13 protein-coding genes are annotated in these 15,071 nt (G+C 66.5%); 7 read left to right on the forward strand and 6 right to left on the reverse strand.

Annotation, left to right across the window (positions count from 1 at the left end):
• Positions 1 to 94: 94 nt before the first annotated feature.
• A complete protein-coding gene (locus ACFXIV_RS16535; protein ID WP_379421283.1) occupies positions 95 to 838 on the reverse strand; it encodes an endonuclease/exonuclease/phosphatase family protein in 744 nt (247 codons plus the stop codon).
• A gap of 455 nt (positions 839 to 1,293) precedes the next feature.
• Between ACFXIV_RS16535 and ACFXIV_RS16540 the strand changes: the two genes are divergently transcribed.
• Positions 1,294 to 1,581: a hypothetical protein gene (locus ACFXIV_RS16540; protein WP_379397117.1), complete on the forward strand. Its 288-nt coding sequence runs from the start codon at positions 1,294 to 1,296 to the stop codon at positions 1,579 to 1,581.
• Positions 1,582 to 1,632: 51 nt separating this feature from the next.
• Here the strand turns inward: ACFXIV_RS16540 and ACFXIV_RS16545 are convergent, their stop codons facing one another.
• Positions 1,633 to 1,971, reverse strand: a complete 339-nt coding sequence (locus ACFXIV_RS16545) for a hypothetical protein (protein WP_379397119.1) — start codon at positions 1,969 to 1,971, stop codon at positions 1,633 to 1,635.
• Positions 1,972 to 2,052: 81 nt separating this feature from the next.
• On the opposite strand from ACFXIV_RS16545, the gene ACFXIV_RS16550 reads away from it, so the two are divergent.
• On the forward strand, positions 2,053 to 3,162 hold the full coding sequence (locus ACFXIV_RS16550; RefSeq protein WP_379397121.1) for an AraC family transcriptional regulator ligand-binding domain-containing protein: 1,110 nt from the start codon (positions 2,053 to 2,055) through the stop codon (positions 3,160 to 3,162).
• Between the two features lie 9 nt (positions 3,163 to 3,171).
• Here the strand turns inward: ACFXIV_RS16550 and ACFXIV_RS16555 are convergent, their stop codons facing one another.
• A complete protein-coding gene (locus ACFXIV_RS16555; protein WP_379397122.1) occupies positions 3,172 to 3,420 on the reverse strand; it encodes a DUF4158 domain-containing protein in 249 nt (82 codons plus the stop codon).
• A gap of 495 nt (positions 3,421 to 3,915) precedes the next feature.
• Here ACFXIV_RS16555 and ACFXIV_RS16560 point away from each other — a divergent pair, with 495 nt between their 5' ends.
• Both ACFXIV_RS16560 and ACFXIV_RS16565 read left to right on the forward strand, forming a co-directional pair.
• Positions 3,916 to 5,139 (forward strand): oxygenase MpaB family protein, encoded by a 1,224-nt coding sequence (locus ACFXIV_RS16560; protein ID WP_379397123.1) that lies wholly within the window; start codon positions 3,916 to 3,918, stop codon positions 5,137 to 5,139.
• Between the two features lie 71 nt (positions 5,140 to 5,210).
• The gene (locus ACFXIV_RS16565; RefSeq protein ID WP_379397125.1) at positions 5,211 to 6,008 is read left to right on the forward strand and encodes a TetR/AcrR family transcriptional regulator; all 798 of its coding nucleotides are present in this window, start codon (positions 5,211 to 5,213) and stop codon (positions 6,006 to 6,008) included.
• A gap of 57 nt (positions 6,009 to 6,065) precedes the next feature.
• Here the strand turns inward: ACFXIV_RS16565 and ACFXIV_RS16570 are convergent, their stop codons facing one another.
• A complete protein-coding gene (locus tag ACFXIV_RS16570) occupies positions 6,066 to 7,304 on the reverse strand; it encodes a serine hydrolase (RefSeq protein ID WP_379397127.1) in 1,239 nt (412 codons plus the stop codon).
• 86 nt (positions 7,305 to 7,390) lie between these two features.
• Here ACFXIV_RS16570 and ACFXIV_RS16575 point away from each other — a divergent pair, with 86 nt between their 5' ends.
• Complete coding sequence (locus ACFXIV_RS16575) at positions 7,391 to 9,421, forward strand: ArnT family glycosyltransferase (RefSeq protein WP_379397128.1); 2,031 nt, start codon at positions 7,391 to 7,393, stop codon at positions 9,419 to 9,421.
• Positions 9,422 to 9,539: 118 nt separating this feature from the next.
• Here ACFXIV_RS16575 and ACFXIV_RS16580 read toward each other — a convergent pair whose 3' ends face one another.
• Positions 9,540 to 11,048, reverse strand: a complete 1,509-nt coding sequence (locus ACFXIV_RS16580; protein WP_379397130.1) for an FAD-dependent monooxygenase — start codon at positions 11,046 to 11,048, stop codon at positions 9,540 to 9,542.
• An 80-nt stretch (positions 11,049 to 11,128) separates the two neighbouring features.
• Here ACFXIV_RS16580 and ACFXIV_RS16585 point away from each other — a divergent pair, with 80 nt between their 5' ends.
• Positions 11,129 to 11,764: a TetR/AcrR family transcriptional regulator gene (locus ACFXIV_RS16585; RefSeq protein ID WP_379397132.1), complete on the forward strand. Its 636-nt coding sequence runs from the start codon at positions 11,129 to 11,131 to the stop codon at positions 11,762 to 11,764.
• Between the two features lie 15 nt (positions 11,765 to 11,779).
• Here ACFXIV_RS16585 and ACFXIV_RS16590 read toward each other — a convergent pair whose 3' ends face one another.
• A complete protein-coding gene (locus tag ACFXIV_RS16590) occupies positions 11,780 to 13,684 on the reverse strand; it encodes an alkyl/aryl-sulfatase (RefSeq protein ID WP_379397134.1) in 1,905 nt (634 codons plus the stop codon).
• Between the two features lie 129 nt (positions 13,685 to 13,813).
• Here ACFXIV_RS16590 and dinB point away from each other — a divergent pair, with 129 nt between their 5' ends.
• Positions 13,814 to 15,043 (forward strand): DNA polymerase IV, encoded by a 1,230-nt coding sequence (gene dinB, locus ACFXIV_RS16595; protein WP_379397136.1) that lies wholly within the window; start codon positions 13,814 to 13,816, stop codon positions 15,041 to 15,043.
• The last annotated feature ends 28 nt before the right edge of the window (positions 15,044 to 15,071 follow it).

The raw sequence follows: 15,071 nt of genomic DNA on the forward strand, positions 1-15,071 counted from the left end.
CGCCGTCCGAGCCGAAGTCCCAGGCCGACCCGAAGCGGTTGCGTCCGAACCTAAATGGCGATTCCCGAGCGTTCTGTCAACGCGACGGGGCCGCCTACTGCCTTCCACGGTTCAGACGGATCTGCGATACCAGGGCGCGGTGGTCCGAGCCCGGTAGGTCCACTGTCTCCACCGTGACCGTTCGCCCCTCGGCGATGAGGATATGGTCGATACCGACCAGGGGCGGCCACCGTTTGTCGGTGGGATAGGTGACCAGATGCCCGGCACCGGCCTGTCCGGCGGCATCGGCGAAACGTCCTGACAACATCACGCGGTACTGCCAATGATCGTAGGTCGCGTTGAAGTCACCACCAACGATCACCGGCCGATCCGACGGCGACCGCTCGAGAATCTCACGCAAACGGGACAACTCATCGGCCCACACCTGGGTGCCGAACACCGGTGGTACCGGATGGAAGGCGTACACCGTGACCGGTCCAGCACCTGGAATGTCTGCCGTCGCCGAGAGCTGATTCAGTACGAACCCGTCATACTCGACAGTCTCCGACAGCGGATACCTGCTCCAGATTCCCGTCCCGGCCGCGGTCCTGCCCGGGGAGAGATACCGGTACGGCAACACTTGGTCGAGCCCCGCACGGCCGAGACCCTCAACCTCCGCCCGAGTGAGTTCGTTGACGGTCAGCACACCGATGTTCCGCGCGCGCACCTGGTCGACCAGCGCCCCAGGATCCGCTCCGTCGAACAGAAGATTGGCCTGCATCACCATCACCGCAGGTCCTTCGCCACCACCGGAGCGATGGACGTACAGCGGAGCTTGAGTCCACACCGCAGCGGCCACCACCGCGACCGCCACACCCGCACCGACCCACCATCGCACGGCCACAAACGCCACCGTCCCAACGAGCGCGGCACCCATCAAATACGGCGCACCCGAAGCCGCCAAGACCAACACTCGAGACCCCGACCGACTGAAGTGCAACGCGACCCCAGCGACTCCCGCGAGTGTCGCAATCCACGCGAGCACGCCGACACCGACCCGAACCAACTTCGACATCACACCCAACAGACAAACACACAAGTCCCCCAACACATGTCGATGACCAACCGGAGACAGGAGACCAGGACGGGCGAAAACGCGACTCTCGGGTCTGTCCAGATAACGGCTCTGGCTCACGTCCGGTGGCGACGGGGAGCATCTGACCGCAGGCCCGAGCTCGGCGCGCAAGCCGACGTGGAAAACGTTGCCCACCAACAACTTCGCAGCTGAATCAACGTTCGATAGGATTTGTCAGGATGAACAATACAGACCCCTTGGTCCCGGTGCTAACCAGCCTTGTCGTCGACGTCATGTGGTGGCTGGACAGTTACGACGGCACCGACGACGACCTGGACGCCGCGGTGGTCAGCATGATGGACAGCATGGCCTGGACCATCGGCCAGCTCCCCTTCGAGCAGCAAGAACGGCTCCTCGGAGTCCTCCACGAACTGGCAAACGCTGAGGAAAACCCAGCACGTCAAGAACAACTGCGGTCATTTCCATCCGCGGTCGGACTGGCCGAGGAGCCACCCAGCGGCGAATGACTTCATCCACCGCTGACCTATGAGGCGACGAACAGTGCGTGGGAACGGAACCTACTGCTGCGCGGCAGCCACGGCCGCGAAGCCATCCGCGAGTTCCCGGAGCGGATCAAATGTAGGGGCGAACAGGTTGGCGACCGCGGTGACCGTGTAGGCGGGCTCCGTGGTCAAACCAACGTCTTCGGCGGCAGGTAGCAGTCGCTCGCGGACGAATGCCTCAAATGCGTCCTCGTTATCCCACACTTCCACGATCCGCATTCCAGTCGCGGTTTCCCCCGCTATATGGAGGAGGATGCCCTCAGCCGGAGCGTTCTGGACGCCCATGCGCTCGATGATCGCAACGTAGAAAGTCGGCGAATTGCCGACCCATTCCATGACACTCAGTACGGCCATTTTCGAAGCTCCTTCCATCGATCGGGCCGCGGATCGCGGCTCGTTCTTGACCCAAAGTAAGTGCGCGGCAAAGGCGTTCGGATGCAGGAGCGCGTCGATCTCGGGACTAAACACGACACCGCTGCGGTTTCCTCTCGCATGGGAGGTCACCCTCGAAGGAGTGGCGCAGAAATCGGCTCGGGCGCGCAACATCGCGCTGCGATCGAGGGCACGGTGTCGTCACACATCACCCGTCTGGTGTTGAGGACTGCTGGCCGGTTGGGTATTGCGACCGCCGACGCCGAAAACCTAACCGGTCTGACACGTCATCAGTTGGACGACGACCTTGTTCGTCCCCCCACCAACTCGCTCCTGCGCCTCTGGGAGATGATGACGACCGTGGCACCCGAGGGCATGCCGGGGTTGCGGGCGGCGGAGCAGGCCGCAGTGGGCAGCCTGCATGTCTGGGACTACCTGTTCACCAGCGGTGCCACTCTCGCCGACGGAGCCCAGCAGGCTGCGGAATACTTGCATCTGCTCGTCGACCCCTCAGCGACGATGAGCGTTCGATCGGACGGGGCTCAGCTGACACTGCGCTACGGTTCGGAAACATCGTGGACCACGGCTGCGGGCGCGATCCACGAATTCATCATGCTCCTGATCTTGCGCCGCTGCCGGGAAGCCATCGGCCACCCGATTGTGCCGCTGCATGTCGGGTTCGCGCACCCGGCCCCACGGACATCCCAACTGCTGGCGGATGCGTTCGGTACGCGACGTCTCGACTTCGGTGGGCAGACCAACTCGATCACATTCCTAGGCTCCGATACCCAACCACTTCAGCCGGCAGATCCCGAACTCGCCCGCATATTCCGCCGTTACGCCGAGATGACGGCATCCAGCAGCAGACCATTGCCCGATTGGCGCGACAGCTTCGACGACGCCCTGGCGAAAGCCTTCGCCGAGAAGACACCGTCCCTGGACGCGGTCGCACACCGACTTTCGCTCAGCCCCCGCACCGTGCAACGCCGGCTGGCCGACTACGGCACAACGTGGCAACAGCAACTCGACGAAGCACGCCACGCGCGCGCCGAACACCTACTGCACCATGCCCGAATGTCCCTCAGCACAGTTGCATCCCACCTCGGGTATGCGGATGCACGATCGCTACGCCGCGCTCTTCAACGCTGGGGCGACACCGAGAAATTGGTGTGAATGAAAAGGTCACCGCCAAACCAATCCGCACCAGCAACCAAGCCAAGCACCAACGACCGCCCACTGCATCGCAAGGGACTGCGCGGCCAGATACTCGACCACGTCGACCGGGACGTCGACCGGATCCGGCCGGAACATGCCCAGGTACTGCACCGTCGTCATCTGCACCGCGGACCCGAGCTTGTTGTAGTCGCGCCGACGGTTGGCAATTAGCTTGCGGTCCTTGTCGTCCAGATGGAGGAACCGCTCCAGCCCCACCCGCTACAACGCCGGAAACCGGCCGTACTCACCCAAGCCCTCATCACGCAGAGCCGGACATGAAACCACCAGCGCCACAACATCGCCGCAGCTCACCGAACTGAATAACGAGCGGTCTGCACCACCAGCCGATCAGCGTGACTCTTCTCGTCGCTGGCCCTCACGGGCCGAGTAGATCAACGGCCGATCAGGATCGGGTCCGCTGAACCGGCATTGGACGTATTACTCGCGACGGAGCCGATCCAGAGCGGTTGTGTCCGAACCTAAATGGCGATTCCCGAGTGTTCTGCCAGTCCGACGGGGCCGCTGCTTCCGGCCGACCCCAGGTCCAGGTGGTTGAGGAGGTTCTGGATAACGACGTACGGATTCATCGACCGGTCCTTCGTCTGGAAATTCGTGCCAACTGGTTGTGACAGCCGTCACGGTGTGCTCTCATCAAGATACACAGATACATCTCATGTGTCTCTGTATCAGACTCACGAACAGGAAATCGGCATGGATGCACACCGTCTCAGCAGGCGCGACGCATTGAGGACAGGTGGCGGTTTGGTGGGCGTCGTCGGTGCGATGGCACTGACGGCACGCACCGCGAGGGCGGAGCCTTGGAGGTGGTCGCCCGCCGATTCGGTGGTCGGCGCCGGTGGCGGCGCCGACCCGTTGACCGTGTACGACCCCGATGCCGATTCCGTCCTGGCGGATGTGATCGACCACGCCGATGTGCCCGAGGTCAACAGGCTGCTGGCGACCTGGGTCTACAACGACCAGCCCTTGCCCGCCGGCCTGCCGAAAGGCTTGGCGGACTTCATCGAATCCGCTCGTCAGCTGCCCTCGTGGACCGACCAGGGCAAGCTGGCCAGCTCCTTCGAGTTCAACAAGAAGCGTGGTCTGTATCTCGGCGTGCTGTACGCGTTCGCCAGCGGCATGATGTCCACGGTCATCCCGCACGAGGCCCTCGCGGTGTACTACTCACGCGGCGGATCGCACCTGAAGGAGCGCATCGCCAAGACCGCGAAATTCGGGTACGACATCGGCACGGTCGATGCCTACGGGGACGGCGGCGAGATGATCGTGACCTGTGTGAAAACCAGGATCATCCACGCGTCCGTCCGGCATCTGCTGCCGCAGTCGCCGCACTGGCCCGCAGGCGTCACGCCGATCAGCCAGGACGACATGATGGTCACCTGGCACAGCTTGGCCACCACCATCATGCGGACCCTCACCGCGTGGAAGGTACCCATCCCGGCCGCCGAATCCGATGGCTACCTGCACAGTTGGCAGCTGGCCGCACATCTGCTCGGCATTCGCGACGAGTACATACCTGCGACCTGGGAGCAGGCCAACGCGCAGGCAAGCCAGCAGCTCGACCCGATCCTGGCACCGACCGCGGAGGGCAACGACCTGGCCAACCAGTTGCTCAACCTCGGCGCCGATCTCGACCTGACGCTGCTCAGCCGCGGCATTCTGGGCGCGTTCACCCGATTCATCATGGGAGACAAGGTCGCCGACTGGCTCAACATTCCTCGGGAACCGGTCTGGAGCCCGCTGCTCGAGGTGGCGTGGGGCCCGTTCGTCGCAGTTCGGGAAGGAGTGTTGTCGGTGGCACCGGTGGTGGACGCACCGTATTGGATGTTCGACGAGTTCCTCCGCCAGTTCGCCCTGTGGTACGTGGCCGAGCTGCGGATGCCCCTGAGTATCGAAATCCCGCTGACCAACCGGTGATTCGCCGCCCTCGTCCAGGGACATAAGGTACGGACGACACTCGGCCGGTACGGGGTACCCCGCTGGATCCGATGAAACAGCTAACGTACCCGCGTATCAACAACGATGTGGAGTGTGTGCAACGCGAATATCAGGCGAAGCGCGATCGCGGCGCAGCCCGAGAACTGATGCAGAACAAGATGTTTCAGGAGGACACCGTGGAATCTGCGCCGCCCGCGAATGAGCTCCCCGCCGGGAAATCCTTGCTCGAACGCGCCTACCTGCAGGCCGTCGAACAGGTCGACGACACCGACCCGATGCGCACCCGCATCCTCGACGCGGCCGAGGAACAATTCCGGCGGTGGGGTATCCAGCGCTCGACCATGGAGGATGTCGCGCGCACCGCGGGGATCTCACGGATCACCGTCTATCGCCGCTTCGCCACCAAAGAAGAACTGGTCGAACGCGTCATCCTGCGTGAATTCCGCCGGTACTTCGACACATTCCTCGTCGATATCGCGGCGGCGGCGAATGTCGGCGACCGCGTCGTCCTCGGATTCGTGAGCTCCCTGCGCGCGCTGCGCGGCAACCCCCTCATCGGTGGACTGATCACCGCCGAACCCGACCACTTCGTCAGCTCGCTGGTCGGCGACGGCGGACGAGCGGTCGCCATGGTCCGAGAATTCGTAGCCCGTCAACTCCGCCAGGAACAGCGGGCCGGCACCATCCCCCCGGACCTGCAGGTCGAGCTGGTCGCCGAGTTGATGGTTCGAATCTGCGCCTCGTTCCTGGCAATTCCGAGCCAGGTGGTCGACCTCGACGACGACGAACAACTCGCCGCCATCGCCCGCCAATTCCTGGTCCCCATGCTCGACCCGCACAGGCGATAGCACGCAAACACCGGCGATCGTCTTGCGAAGTCCGGTGTTGTCAGGGTGGCTGAACCGTCATCCCCGATCGGTGCGGGGATTCATGGTCGCGGATATCTGGTGGACCAGGCGCCAGGGGCGGTCGGCGTCGGCCTGGGCCTTACCGCTGGTGAGGATGGCGCCCGACAGGTTGCGGGCACGATCGGACCAGCCGTATTGGGTGGTGAGGCCGCTGCGACCGAAGTGGGATTCGGTGTTGCGGCCGAACTTCGAGCGGCGGGCGCCCAGTTCGAAGCCCGCCACGGAGACACGGCCCGCCATGCCGGGCAGCCATGGGGCGGGATGGATTGCGGCGGCGAGGGTTTCGGAGCGCATGATGCGGATTCCGTCGAGTTCTCCGCCGCGGGTGAGGATTTCATAGAAACGGGAGAGTTCGGCGGCGGTGGTGACGAGGTTGCCGGAAGGGAGTTCGGCGGTGAGGAAGGCGCGGGCGGCGGCCGGGTCGGTCGGGCCCGAGAGGCCGCCGCCCAGGGCACGGCCTGCCAGGTGGCGCCAGAGTTTGGAGGGCCCGGGGCCGACCTTGACACTGGGCACCACCTGGTCGACGTCCTCGGGGCGGACACCGAAATTGGTCCAGCGGAAGCCGAGTGGTTCGAGGACCTGTTCGCGCAGATGGTCGCGCATCGCTTTGCCGGTAGCGCGCTGGACCAGCAGTCGCTGGATCAGTCCACCGGTCAGCGCGTGATAGACGCGAAACCGGTTGGGCGGCCAGCTCGGAACCAGGTCGGCCAGGCCCTGGACGGCGAGTTCCTCGTCGAGGACCAGGTCGGAGCCGCGGTGGGGCGGGGTGACGAACGGGACGCCCGCGGAATGGGAGAGGACGTCGCCGATGGTGATGTGGTCCTTGCCGTGGCCGGCGAATTCGGGGATGTAGTCGCGGACGGGGTCGGTGAGCGCGAAGGCACCCTGTTCGATGAGCATGAACATCAGGGCGGCGGATACGCCCTTGGCCGTGGAGAATCCGCAGAAGGGCGAGTCGGGGGTCACCGGGCGCTTGTCGGCGTCGGGGGAATCCTTGGGCGCATTGCCCCAGCCGTGGCCGATGGCCCGGTTCAGCACGATGTGGCCGTGGTGGCGCAGGCACACCTGGATGGCGGGTGTGGTCCCCATGCGGTACCAGTCCTGCACGGACCGCCAGATCGCCTCGATATCGCCGGGCGCGAGTCCGGCGTCGGCGGGGTCGGCCTCGGGTCCGAGGGTGGTCACCGCGTCGAGGTCCGGGTCGATCCGCACCAGCGCTGTCATACCTGGGCTCATCCGACCAGCATAGGGAGATCCCGGTTCACAGGAAGCTCCCAGCAAGGAGTCAGGGTCTTCACCGGCTGGCGCGACACACTCCCGCGGTGAGCGTGACCACTGCCGAGCTGGCCCCGTCCGAACCGACCGCCCCGCCATCCGAGACATCATCGGAAGGCCTCTCCCCCGCCCGCCGCTGGGAACGGCCGGCGCTGGCGCTGCTGCTCATCGGCACCGCCGTCGCATACCTGTGGAACATCACGGTCAACCAGATGGGCAACGGCTTCTACGCGGCGGCCGCCTGGTCCGGATCGCAGAACTGGAAGGCGCTGCTGTTCGGGTCGCTGGATCCGGGCAACTTCATCACCGTCGACAAGCCGCCGGTCTCGCAGTGGGTCATGGGCCTGTCCGGGCAGCTGTTCGGGTTCAGCAGCGCGAGCATGCTTGCACCGCAGGCAATCATGGCGGTGGGCGCGGTCGCGCTCATGTACGGCGCGGTCACCCGGGTCACCCGCAGCCGCGGCGCGGGCCTGCTGGCAGGTCTGGTGCTCGCGGTGACGCCCGTGGTGGCGTTGATGTTCCGGTTCAACAATCCGGACGCCGCCATGGTGCTGCTCATGACCGCCGCGGCCTACTGCACCGTGCGCGCGCTGCCGCGGGCGAGCCTGAAGTGGATCGTGCTGACCGGTGTCGCACTGGGATTCGCGTTCCTGGCCAAGATGCTCGAGGGCCTCATGGTGCTGCCCGCGCTCGGGCTGGCCTATGTGATCGTCGCGCCGACCACCCTGCGCAACCGGCTCGTGCACTCGATGGCCGCGCTGGGCGCGCTGATCGTCTCTTCCGGCTGGTACGTGCTGCTCACCATTCTCTGGCCCGCCGATTCGCGCCCCTACCTGGCGGGATCGAAGGACAACACCTTCATGGATCTGGTGCTGGGCTACAACGGTTTCGCCCGCTACCTGGGCAAGAACCACATGGGCGGCAACGCCAAGAATCCCTTCGAACTGCCCGAGGGCTACCAGATTCCGAAGGCGCTCGAGGGCGGCGGATTCGGTGGCGGGTTCGGCAACGGGCCGGACCGGATGTTCACCGGTGAGATCGGATTCGAGATCTCGTGGCTGCTGCCGGCCGCGCTGCTCGCGTTCGTGCTGGTGCTGGTGTCGCGGGGCCGCCGGCCGCGCACCGATCTGATCCGCGGCGCGGCGCTGGTGTTCGGTCTGTGGCTGGTCATCGACGGGGTGCTGTTCTCGGCGATGAAGTCGGGCATGCATGCCTACTACACTCTCGCCGTGGCCCCGGCGATCGCGGGCTGCTTCGCCATCGGCGCGTACGAGATGTGGCGGCGACGGGCCGAGGCGTTCGGCCGCGTGGGTGGCGCCGGGCTGATCCTCTCGGCGGGGATCTGGGGTTTCGTACTGCTGCAACGCAATTCCGACTGGCAGCCGTGGCTGCGCTGGACGGTGCTGGCGGTCACGGTGGTCACGGCGCTGGGATTGCTCGTGCTGGCGCTGCCGGTTGCGGCCCGCTGGGACCGGCTGCGCGGCCGCGGTACCACGGTGCTGCTCGTAGTCGGTGTGATCGCGGGCCTGACCGGCTCCACGGCGTATGCGGCCGCGACCCTGCCGCAGTCGCACACCGGCGGCGGCCCGACCGTGGGCCCGCCCCAGCCCAAGAAGGCCGGACCGGCCGACCAGTTCCGCAAGCAGCTCGAGACGCTGTTCGGTGGTCAGTCCGATCCGCAGCTGGTCACGCTGCTGCAGCAGACCAATACCAAGTGGTCGGCCGCCATCGACCGTTCGTCGCCCGCGGCCGGGCTCGAATTGGCCAGCCGCACATCGGTCCTCGCCATCGGCGGCTTCACCTCCGAGGACCCGGTGCCGACGCTGCCCCAGTTCGAGGAGATGGTCCGCAACCACGAGATCACCTACTACCTGGCTCCCGAGGTTCCGCTGCCCGACTCCTGGCGAGTGGATCCGAAGCCCGCTGACACCGCCGCGCCCGCGCAATCGGGTGCGAAGCAAGGTGTCTGGCGTCCGACGGGCAACAAGGAGATCCTCGACTGGGTGACCGCCCACTACACGGCGACCCAGCACTTCGGTTACATGGCGGCCTACGACCTGACGGTCCAGCCGCACTGATCCATACGGCGGCGTCCCCGGATTCCGGCTCGGCCCACCGAGTCCCGAAGATCCTGGGACGCCGCCGAGGTCTTTCCGGGCCGGCTGTGGAGAACCTCGTGAACGCGCGCCGCGCCTGTCAGGCCCGGTGCGCAGCAGCACTCGGACCGACCCAGGCGCTGAGCGCTTCGAAAAGACCTGTGTCGCAGGGTTCATCCGCGGCCCATGCCACATAGCCGTCCGGCCGGACCAGCACTGCTGTCGGCGCGGGGATGTCGCCGAGGCCGGGTACCGACCACCGGCCCGCATCGCATTGGGCGTGGACGACGTCGATGTGACCCTGCCAGTCGCCGATCCGCGGGCGGGTTCCGTTCAGGGACAGCAGGACCGGGCGGCCGCCGCGGAGCAGTTCGTGGACGCGCGTACCGCCGGTGGGCAGCGTGAGGCCGACGTCGGGGACGCGATAGCCGGACAGCGGGTGGCCGTCGCCGACGTCGTAGCGGATGTCCAGGGCGAAGAGCATGCCGCCGAGGCGGTTTCGGACCTCGTCGATATCGAAGAGTCCGGCGAGCGTTTCGCGCAGCGCCTCGGTGTGCGGCCCGGGGCGCATGAGCGCGGTCTGGGCGCGGGTGTTCTGCAGGACGCGCGCGGCGACGGGTCGGCGTTCGGATTCGTAGGTGTCGAGCAAGGCCTCGGGCGCGCGGCCGTGCAGAACGGCGGCCAGCTTCCAACCCAGATTGGCGGCATCCTGCACCCCGGTGTTCAATCCCTGGCCGCCGGCGGGGAAATGGATGTGCGCGGCATCGCCCGCCAGCAGTACGCGGTTCGAACGGTAGCGTTCGGCCAGGCGGGCCGCGTCGCCGAACTGCGACACCCAACGGGGACTGTGCATTCCGTAGTCGGTGCCGGCCACCTCGCGGAAGGATGCCCGGAAGTCCTCGAAGGAGGGTTGAGCCGCGTGGTCGATGACGCGGTCGTGCCGGTTGACCATGAGCCGGAACCAGCCGGGCTGCAACGGAAGTACCGAGAAATCACCCGGTCCGCGACGCTCGGTCAGGATCCAGCCGGGCGACGGGTCCGCCAGTTCGGCGTCGGCGATCATGCCGACCATGGTCGCGTCGGTCCCGGCGAACTCGATCCCGGCCAGTTTGCGGACCGCGCTGCGGCCACCGTCGCAGCCGACCAGATATGCGGCCCGGATGCGGCGGCCGTGTGCACCACCGACCCGGATCTCGACACCATCGGAGTCCTGTTCGAGGTCGACAACCGGTGAGTCCCACTGCACGGGTGCACCCAATTCGGTTGCATACCGGTCGAGTTGGGTCTCGAGGTCGGCCTGGGTGATGACCAGCCCGGTCGGATACCGGGTGGCCAGATCGCCGAACTCGATGGGCAGCCCGGCGAAGTGCCCCGGACCCCGGCCCCGGAACACATAGCCGTGCGGCCGCACTCGCTCCATCAGCCCGCGCTGATCGAGGATCTCCATGGTCCGGGCATTGATGCCGCCCGCCCGCGACTGCCCGGTGCGCGCGGTGAGGACGTCGAGCAGGACCACTTCGATTCCCGCGAGCCGCAATTCGCAGGCGAGCATCAGCCCGGTCGGACCGGCTCCGGCGATGACGACACCAGTGTGGTAAACATTGTTCACCACACGAAGGCTAAGGGAGGTGATCCGTGTCGTCAACCACACAAACCCGGCCGCCCAGGCCGCCGCTAGGCTCTGGGCCGATGGTCAAACGTGGATTGAGCCGGGATCGGCTGGTAGAAATCGCCCACGAGTACGTGTCGGCGAACGGATTGGACGCGCTCACCATGCGGCGACTGGCAGCGGCCGCCGAGGTGACTCCCGGCGCGCTGTACAAGCATCTGAAGGATCGCCGAGATCTCCAGCGCGCCATGTCCGATGCCGTCTACGCCACCATCGACCTCTCCGATATCGACCTCGGCGCCCCGACCCGCGCCCAGGTCATCGCCTGCTGCGAGCGCATGCGCGCCGCGATGCTCCGATTCCGTGACGGCGGCCGCATCGTCGCGGGCTCCTACTCCCCCTTCGCGGCCACGATGAAACTGTCGGGCACCCTCATGACACTCCTACAGGGCATCGTCGTACCGCCCTTCGAACCCGGTGACCTGCAATCGGTCCTGCGTTCCTACACAACCGGTTTCGTCATCGAGGAACAGGCCTACCTGGAACTCGAGCGGTCCGGCGAATGGCAGCCACTGGTCTCGGCCCTCACCGCCGACGCCCCCCGCCCGAACCCCACCGGCGACACCATCTCCATCATGACCGGCGAACGCGACCGCAGATTCACCGCCGGCCTCACCACCATCCTCGCGGGCACGGTCCGCGAGGATCGCCGGTAGCCGAGTATCGCCCGATCAGGGGGTGACGATCGGGAATGTCGGCTCGAAATCGTCCAGCAGTGTGGCGAGTTCGCCGAGTGCGGTGACATCGCCGTCGAGGGTGATGGCGCCCGAGCGGGCAAGTTCCCCGGCGCCTCCCGGGGTCAGCAGCACCCCGACGAGCGCCGCCTTCGGACCCGACACCGTCACCCGGGCATCGTCGGCGCGCCCCTGGCGGGCGTTGAGAACGCCGCGGCGCACCCACATCGTCCACTGCTGTCCCGAATCGGTGAAATCGAGATTGATGCTGATGTTCGCGCCGGTGGCCTGCTCGCCGATGACGTGGACCGCGACGAAGTCGAAGAGGATGTCGATCGGCATGGCCAGAATCGAGTCCGGGCTGGCCGTCGTATAGGGCGGCGGCTGCACACCCGCACGTAATTCCTTTGCGGCGCTGAGGAAGACACCCCGCCACTGTGGGCCCTCGGCCTGATACCCCATCTGTTCGTAGGCGTCGGCCTGCAATTCCCGCGCCGCGGTATTGCCCGGATCGGCGAAGACCAGTTTGTGCAGGATCTCGGTCGCCCACCGATAGTCGCCGGCCTCGTACGCGCGCCGGCCCTCGGCGAGAATCGCGTCGGCTCCAGCGAATTCGACGAAGCGGGTGGCGGAGTCGACCGGCGTGTGCGGGTGCAGCGACACCGGATCGCCGTCCCACATGCCGAGCTCCTTGGTGAACACCGCGCGCACATTGTGATGGACGGTGCCGTGGTAGCCGCGATTGGCCCAGGTGCGGCCCAATTCGTCGGGCAGTTCGATGATCTCGGCCGCCTCCAATGGGGTGTATCCCTTGTTGGCCAGCCGCAGCGCTTGGTCGTGGATGTACTTGTAGGTGTCGCGCTGTGATTCCATCAGGGCACACACCTGGTCGTTGCCCCACACCGGCCACGTGTGCGGTCCGTAGTGCACCACGGCATCGTCGCCCCACCGTTCCAGTGACTCGTCGAGGTAGCGGGCGAAATTGCGGGCGTCGCGGGTGCGTGCGCCGCGCAGGGTCTGAATGTTGTGCAGCGCATGGTTCGCGTTCTCCGCGCAGGTCAGCGCCTTCAGCTCCGGAATCCAGATGTGCAGTTCCTCGGGCGCCTCGGTGTCGGGGGCGTAGAGGAATTCGAATTCCAGTCCGGCGATCTCGCGCCGCGTGCCGGTCTCGGTGATCGAGTCGGTGGGCGAAATGTAGGAGACGGTCGCGCCTTTGGTGGAGACGATGCCGATGCCGCAGGTGATGTGTCCAGTGGCGTTCAGGTCCAGCAGTCCGCCGAAGGCGTAGAAACTGCGGCGCGACATGGCATTTCCGGCGATGACGTTCTCACCGATGGCGAACTTGTCGAACGACTTGATCGTGCCCGGGGCGATGATCGGAACCTTCCCCGATGCCACGTCCGCGGGATCGATCACGCCTTTCACGCCGCCGTAGTGGTCGACGTGCGTGTGGGTGTAGATGACGGCCGCGACCGGTTTGTCGGAGACGTGCGCGCGGATCAGGTCCATGCCCTGCTTCGCCGACTCCACCCCGAACATGCAGTCGACCACGATCAATCCGTCGTCGCCCTCGATGACGGTCAGGTTGGCCATGTCGTTGTTGCGGACCTGGTAGATCCGATCGGACACCTGATACAGGCCGCCCAGTTTGATGAGCTGACTCTGCCGCCACAGGCTCGGATCGACCGTGTCGGGCGCAGGCGCACCCTCTTCGATCCAGTCCAGGGCGTGCGGGTCGAAGATGACCGAACCGTCACCGGCGACGACATTGCCCGGCAGTTCGGCGATCAGGCCGCGTCGCACATCCGAGTAGTCCTGCACGTTCGCCAGGTCGTAGCGCGCGGCCGCTTCACGATGCACGCGGGCGGTGTCCGGGGTCGCTGGTTTCGGCTGGGTGCACATGTCGACTCCATTCTTCGATCCGTGTTGCCCGAAGTGTTGCCGCGCCTTGAAGCTACGCCTCAGCCGTTCGGCGCGAATCGGTCGGGTGAGCGGGACACGCGGACAACAGACCATCGGGTATGCGAACATATGTTCGTGTCCGGTTCGATCACGAGGATGAGCGCGCGCCCCGAGCGGGCGGCGATTCTGCATGCCGACCTGGACTCCTTCTATGCGTCGGTGGAGCAGCGCGACAGCCCGCGGCTGCGGGGGCGGCCGGTGCTCGTCGGCGGCGGGGTCGTGCTGGCCGCCAGTTACGAGGCGAAGGCGTTCGGGGTCCGGACGCCCATGAATGTGCGTCAGGCACTGAGCTTGTGCCCCACTGCGATCGTGGTGCCGCCGCGGATGTCGGCGTATTCGGAGGCCAGCAAGGCGGTCTTCGAGATCTTTCGCGATACCACGCCCGAGGTGGAGGGCATCTCCATCGACGAGGCGTTTCTCGATGTGGCCGGACTGTGGCGGATCGCCGGCACTCCGGTCGATATCGCGCGCGGGCTGCGGGCGCGGGTGCGCGCGGAGGTCGGACTGCCCATCTCGGTCGGGGTGGCGCGCACGAAGTTCCTGGCCAAGGTGGCCAGCGCGGTATCCAAACCCGATGGGCTGCTGGAGGTTCCGCCCGACCGGGAGCTGGAATTCCTGCATCCACTGCCGGTGGAACGCCTGTGGGGTGTGGGCGAGGTGACCGCGCGAGAGCTGCGCGAACGCGGCATCACCAAGGTCGGGCAACTCGCGGACCTGGGCGAGGGGCCGCTCGCGGCGGTGCTCGGACCGGCCACGGGCAGGCATCTGCACGCCCTGTCGTGGGCGCGGGACCCGCGCCGGGTGGATACCGGGCGGCGCCGGCGCTCCATCGGCGCGCAGCGGGCACTGGGCCGCCGCCATCGCAGCGACGAGGAACTCGAGGCGTACCTGCACGGACTGGCCGACCGGCTCGGGCACCGGCTGCGCAAAGCCCGGCGGGTGTGCCGAACGGTGGTGCTGCGCATGCGTTTCGACGATTTCACGCGCGCCACCCGCTCGCACACGCTGGCCGAGGCGACCGACAGCGGCGAGACCGTTCTGCGGGCGGCCCGCACTCTGCTGGCCGCGACCATGCCGCTGATCCGGGAGCGCGGCGGCCTCACTCTCATCGGCCTGTCCCTCACCAATCTGGACGACGCCGACACCATGCAGCTGTCGCTGCCGTTCGAGCCGCGTTCGGAATCCACTCTCGATTCGACCCTGGACGCACTGCGCGATCGCTTCGGCGCGGGCACCGTCACGCGTGCGGCCCTGCTGCGGAAGGGCGAAGGGCTGTCGGTGCCAATCCTTCCCGACTGATCGGTCCTGTTCGGCCGCGCGGGTAGCC

Source organism: Nocardia sp. NPDC059236 (assembly GCF_042754085.1).
Classification (GTDB): domain Bacteria; phylum Actinomycetota; class Actinomycetes; order Mycobacteriales; family Mycobacteriaceae; genus Nocardia.

What these genes read in the sequence shown, in the direction of transcription:
- ACFXIV_RS16540 (WP_379397117.1), top strand. Translation starts at nt 1,294, where the DNA reads ATGAACAATACAGACCCCTTGGTCCCGGTGCTAACCAGCCTTGTCGTC.
- ACFXIV_RS16545 (WP_379397119.1), bottom strand. Translation starts at nt 1,971, where the DNA reads ATGGCCGTACTGAGTGTCATGGAATGGGTCGGCAATTCGCCGACTTTC.
- ACFXIV_RS16550 (WP_379397121.1), top strand. Translation starts at nt 2,053, where the DNA reads ATGCAGGAGCGCGTCGATCTCGGGACTAAACACGACACCGCTGCGGTT.
- ACFXIV_RS16560 (WP_379397123.1), top strand. Translation starts at nt 3,916, where the DNA reads ATGGATGCACACCGTCTCAGCAGGCGCGACGCATTGAGGACAGGTGGC.
- ACFXIV_RS16565 (WP_379397125.1), top strand. Translation starts at nt 5,211, where the DNA reads ATGAAACAGCTAACGTACCCGCGTATCAACAACGATGTGGAGTGTGTG.
- ACFXIV_RS16570 (WP_379397127.1), bottom strand. Translation starts at nt 7,304, where the DNA reads ATGAGCCCAGGTATGACAGCGCTGGTGCGGATCGACCCGGACCTCGAC.
- ACFXIV_RS16585 (WP_379397132.1), top strand. Translation starts at nt 11,129, where the DNA reads ATGGTCAAACGTGGATTGAGCCGGGATCGGCTGGTAGAAATCGCCCAC.
- ACFXIV_RS16590 (WP_379397134.1), bottom strand. Translation starts at nt 13,684, where the DNA reads ATGTGCACCCAGCCGAAACCAGCGACCCCGGACACCGCCCGCGTGCAT.
- dinB (WP_379397136.1), top strand. Translation starts at nt 13,814, where the DNA reads ATGTTCGTGTCCGGTTCGATCACGAGGATGAGCGCGCGCCCCGAGCGG.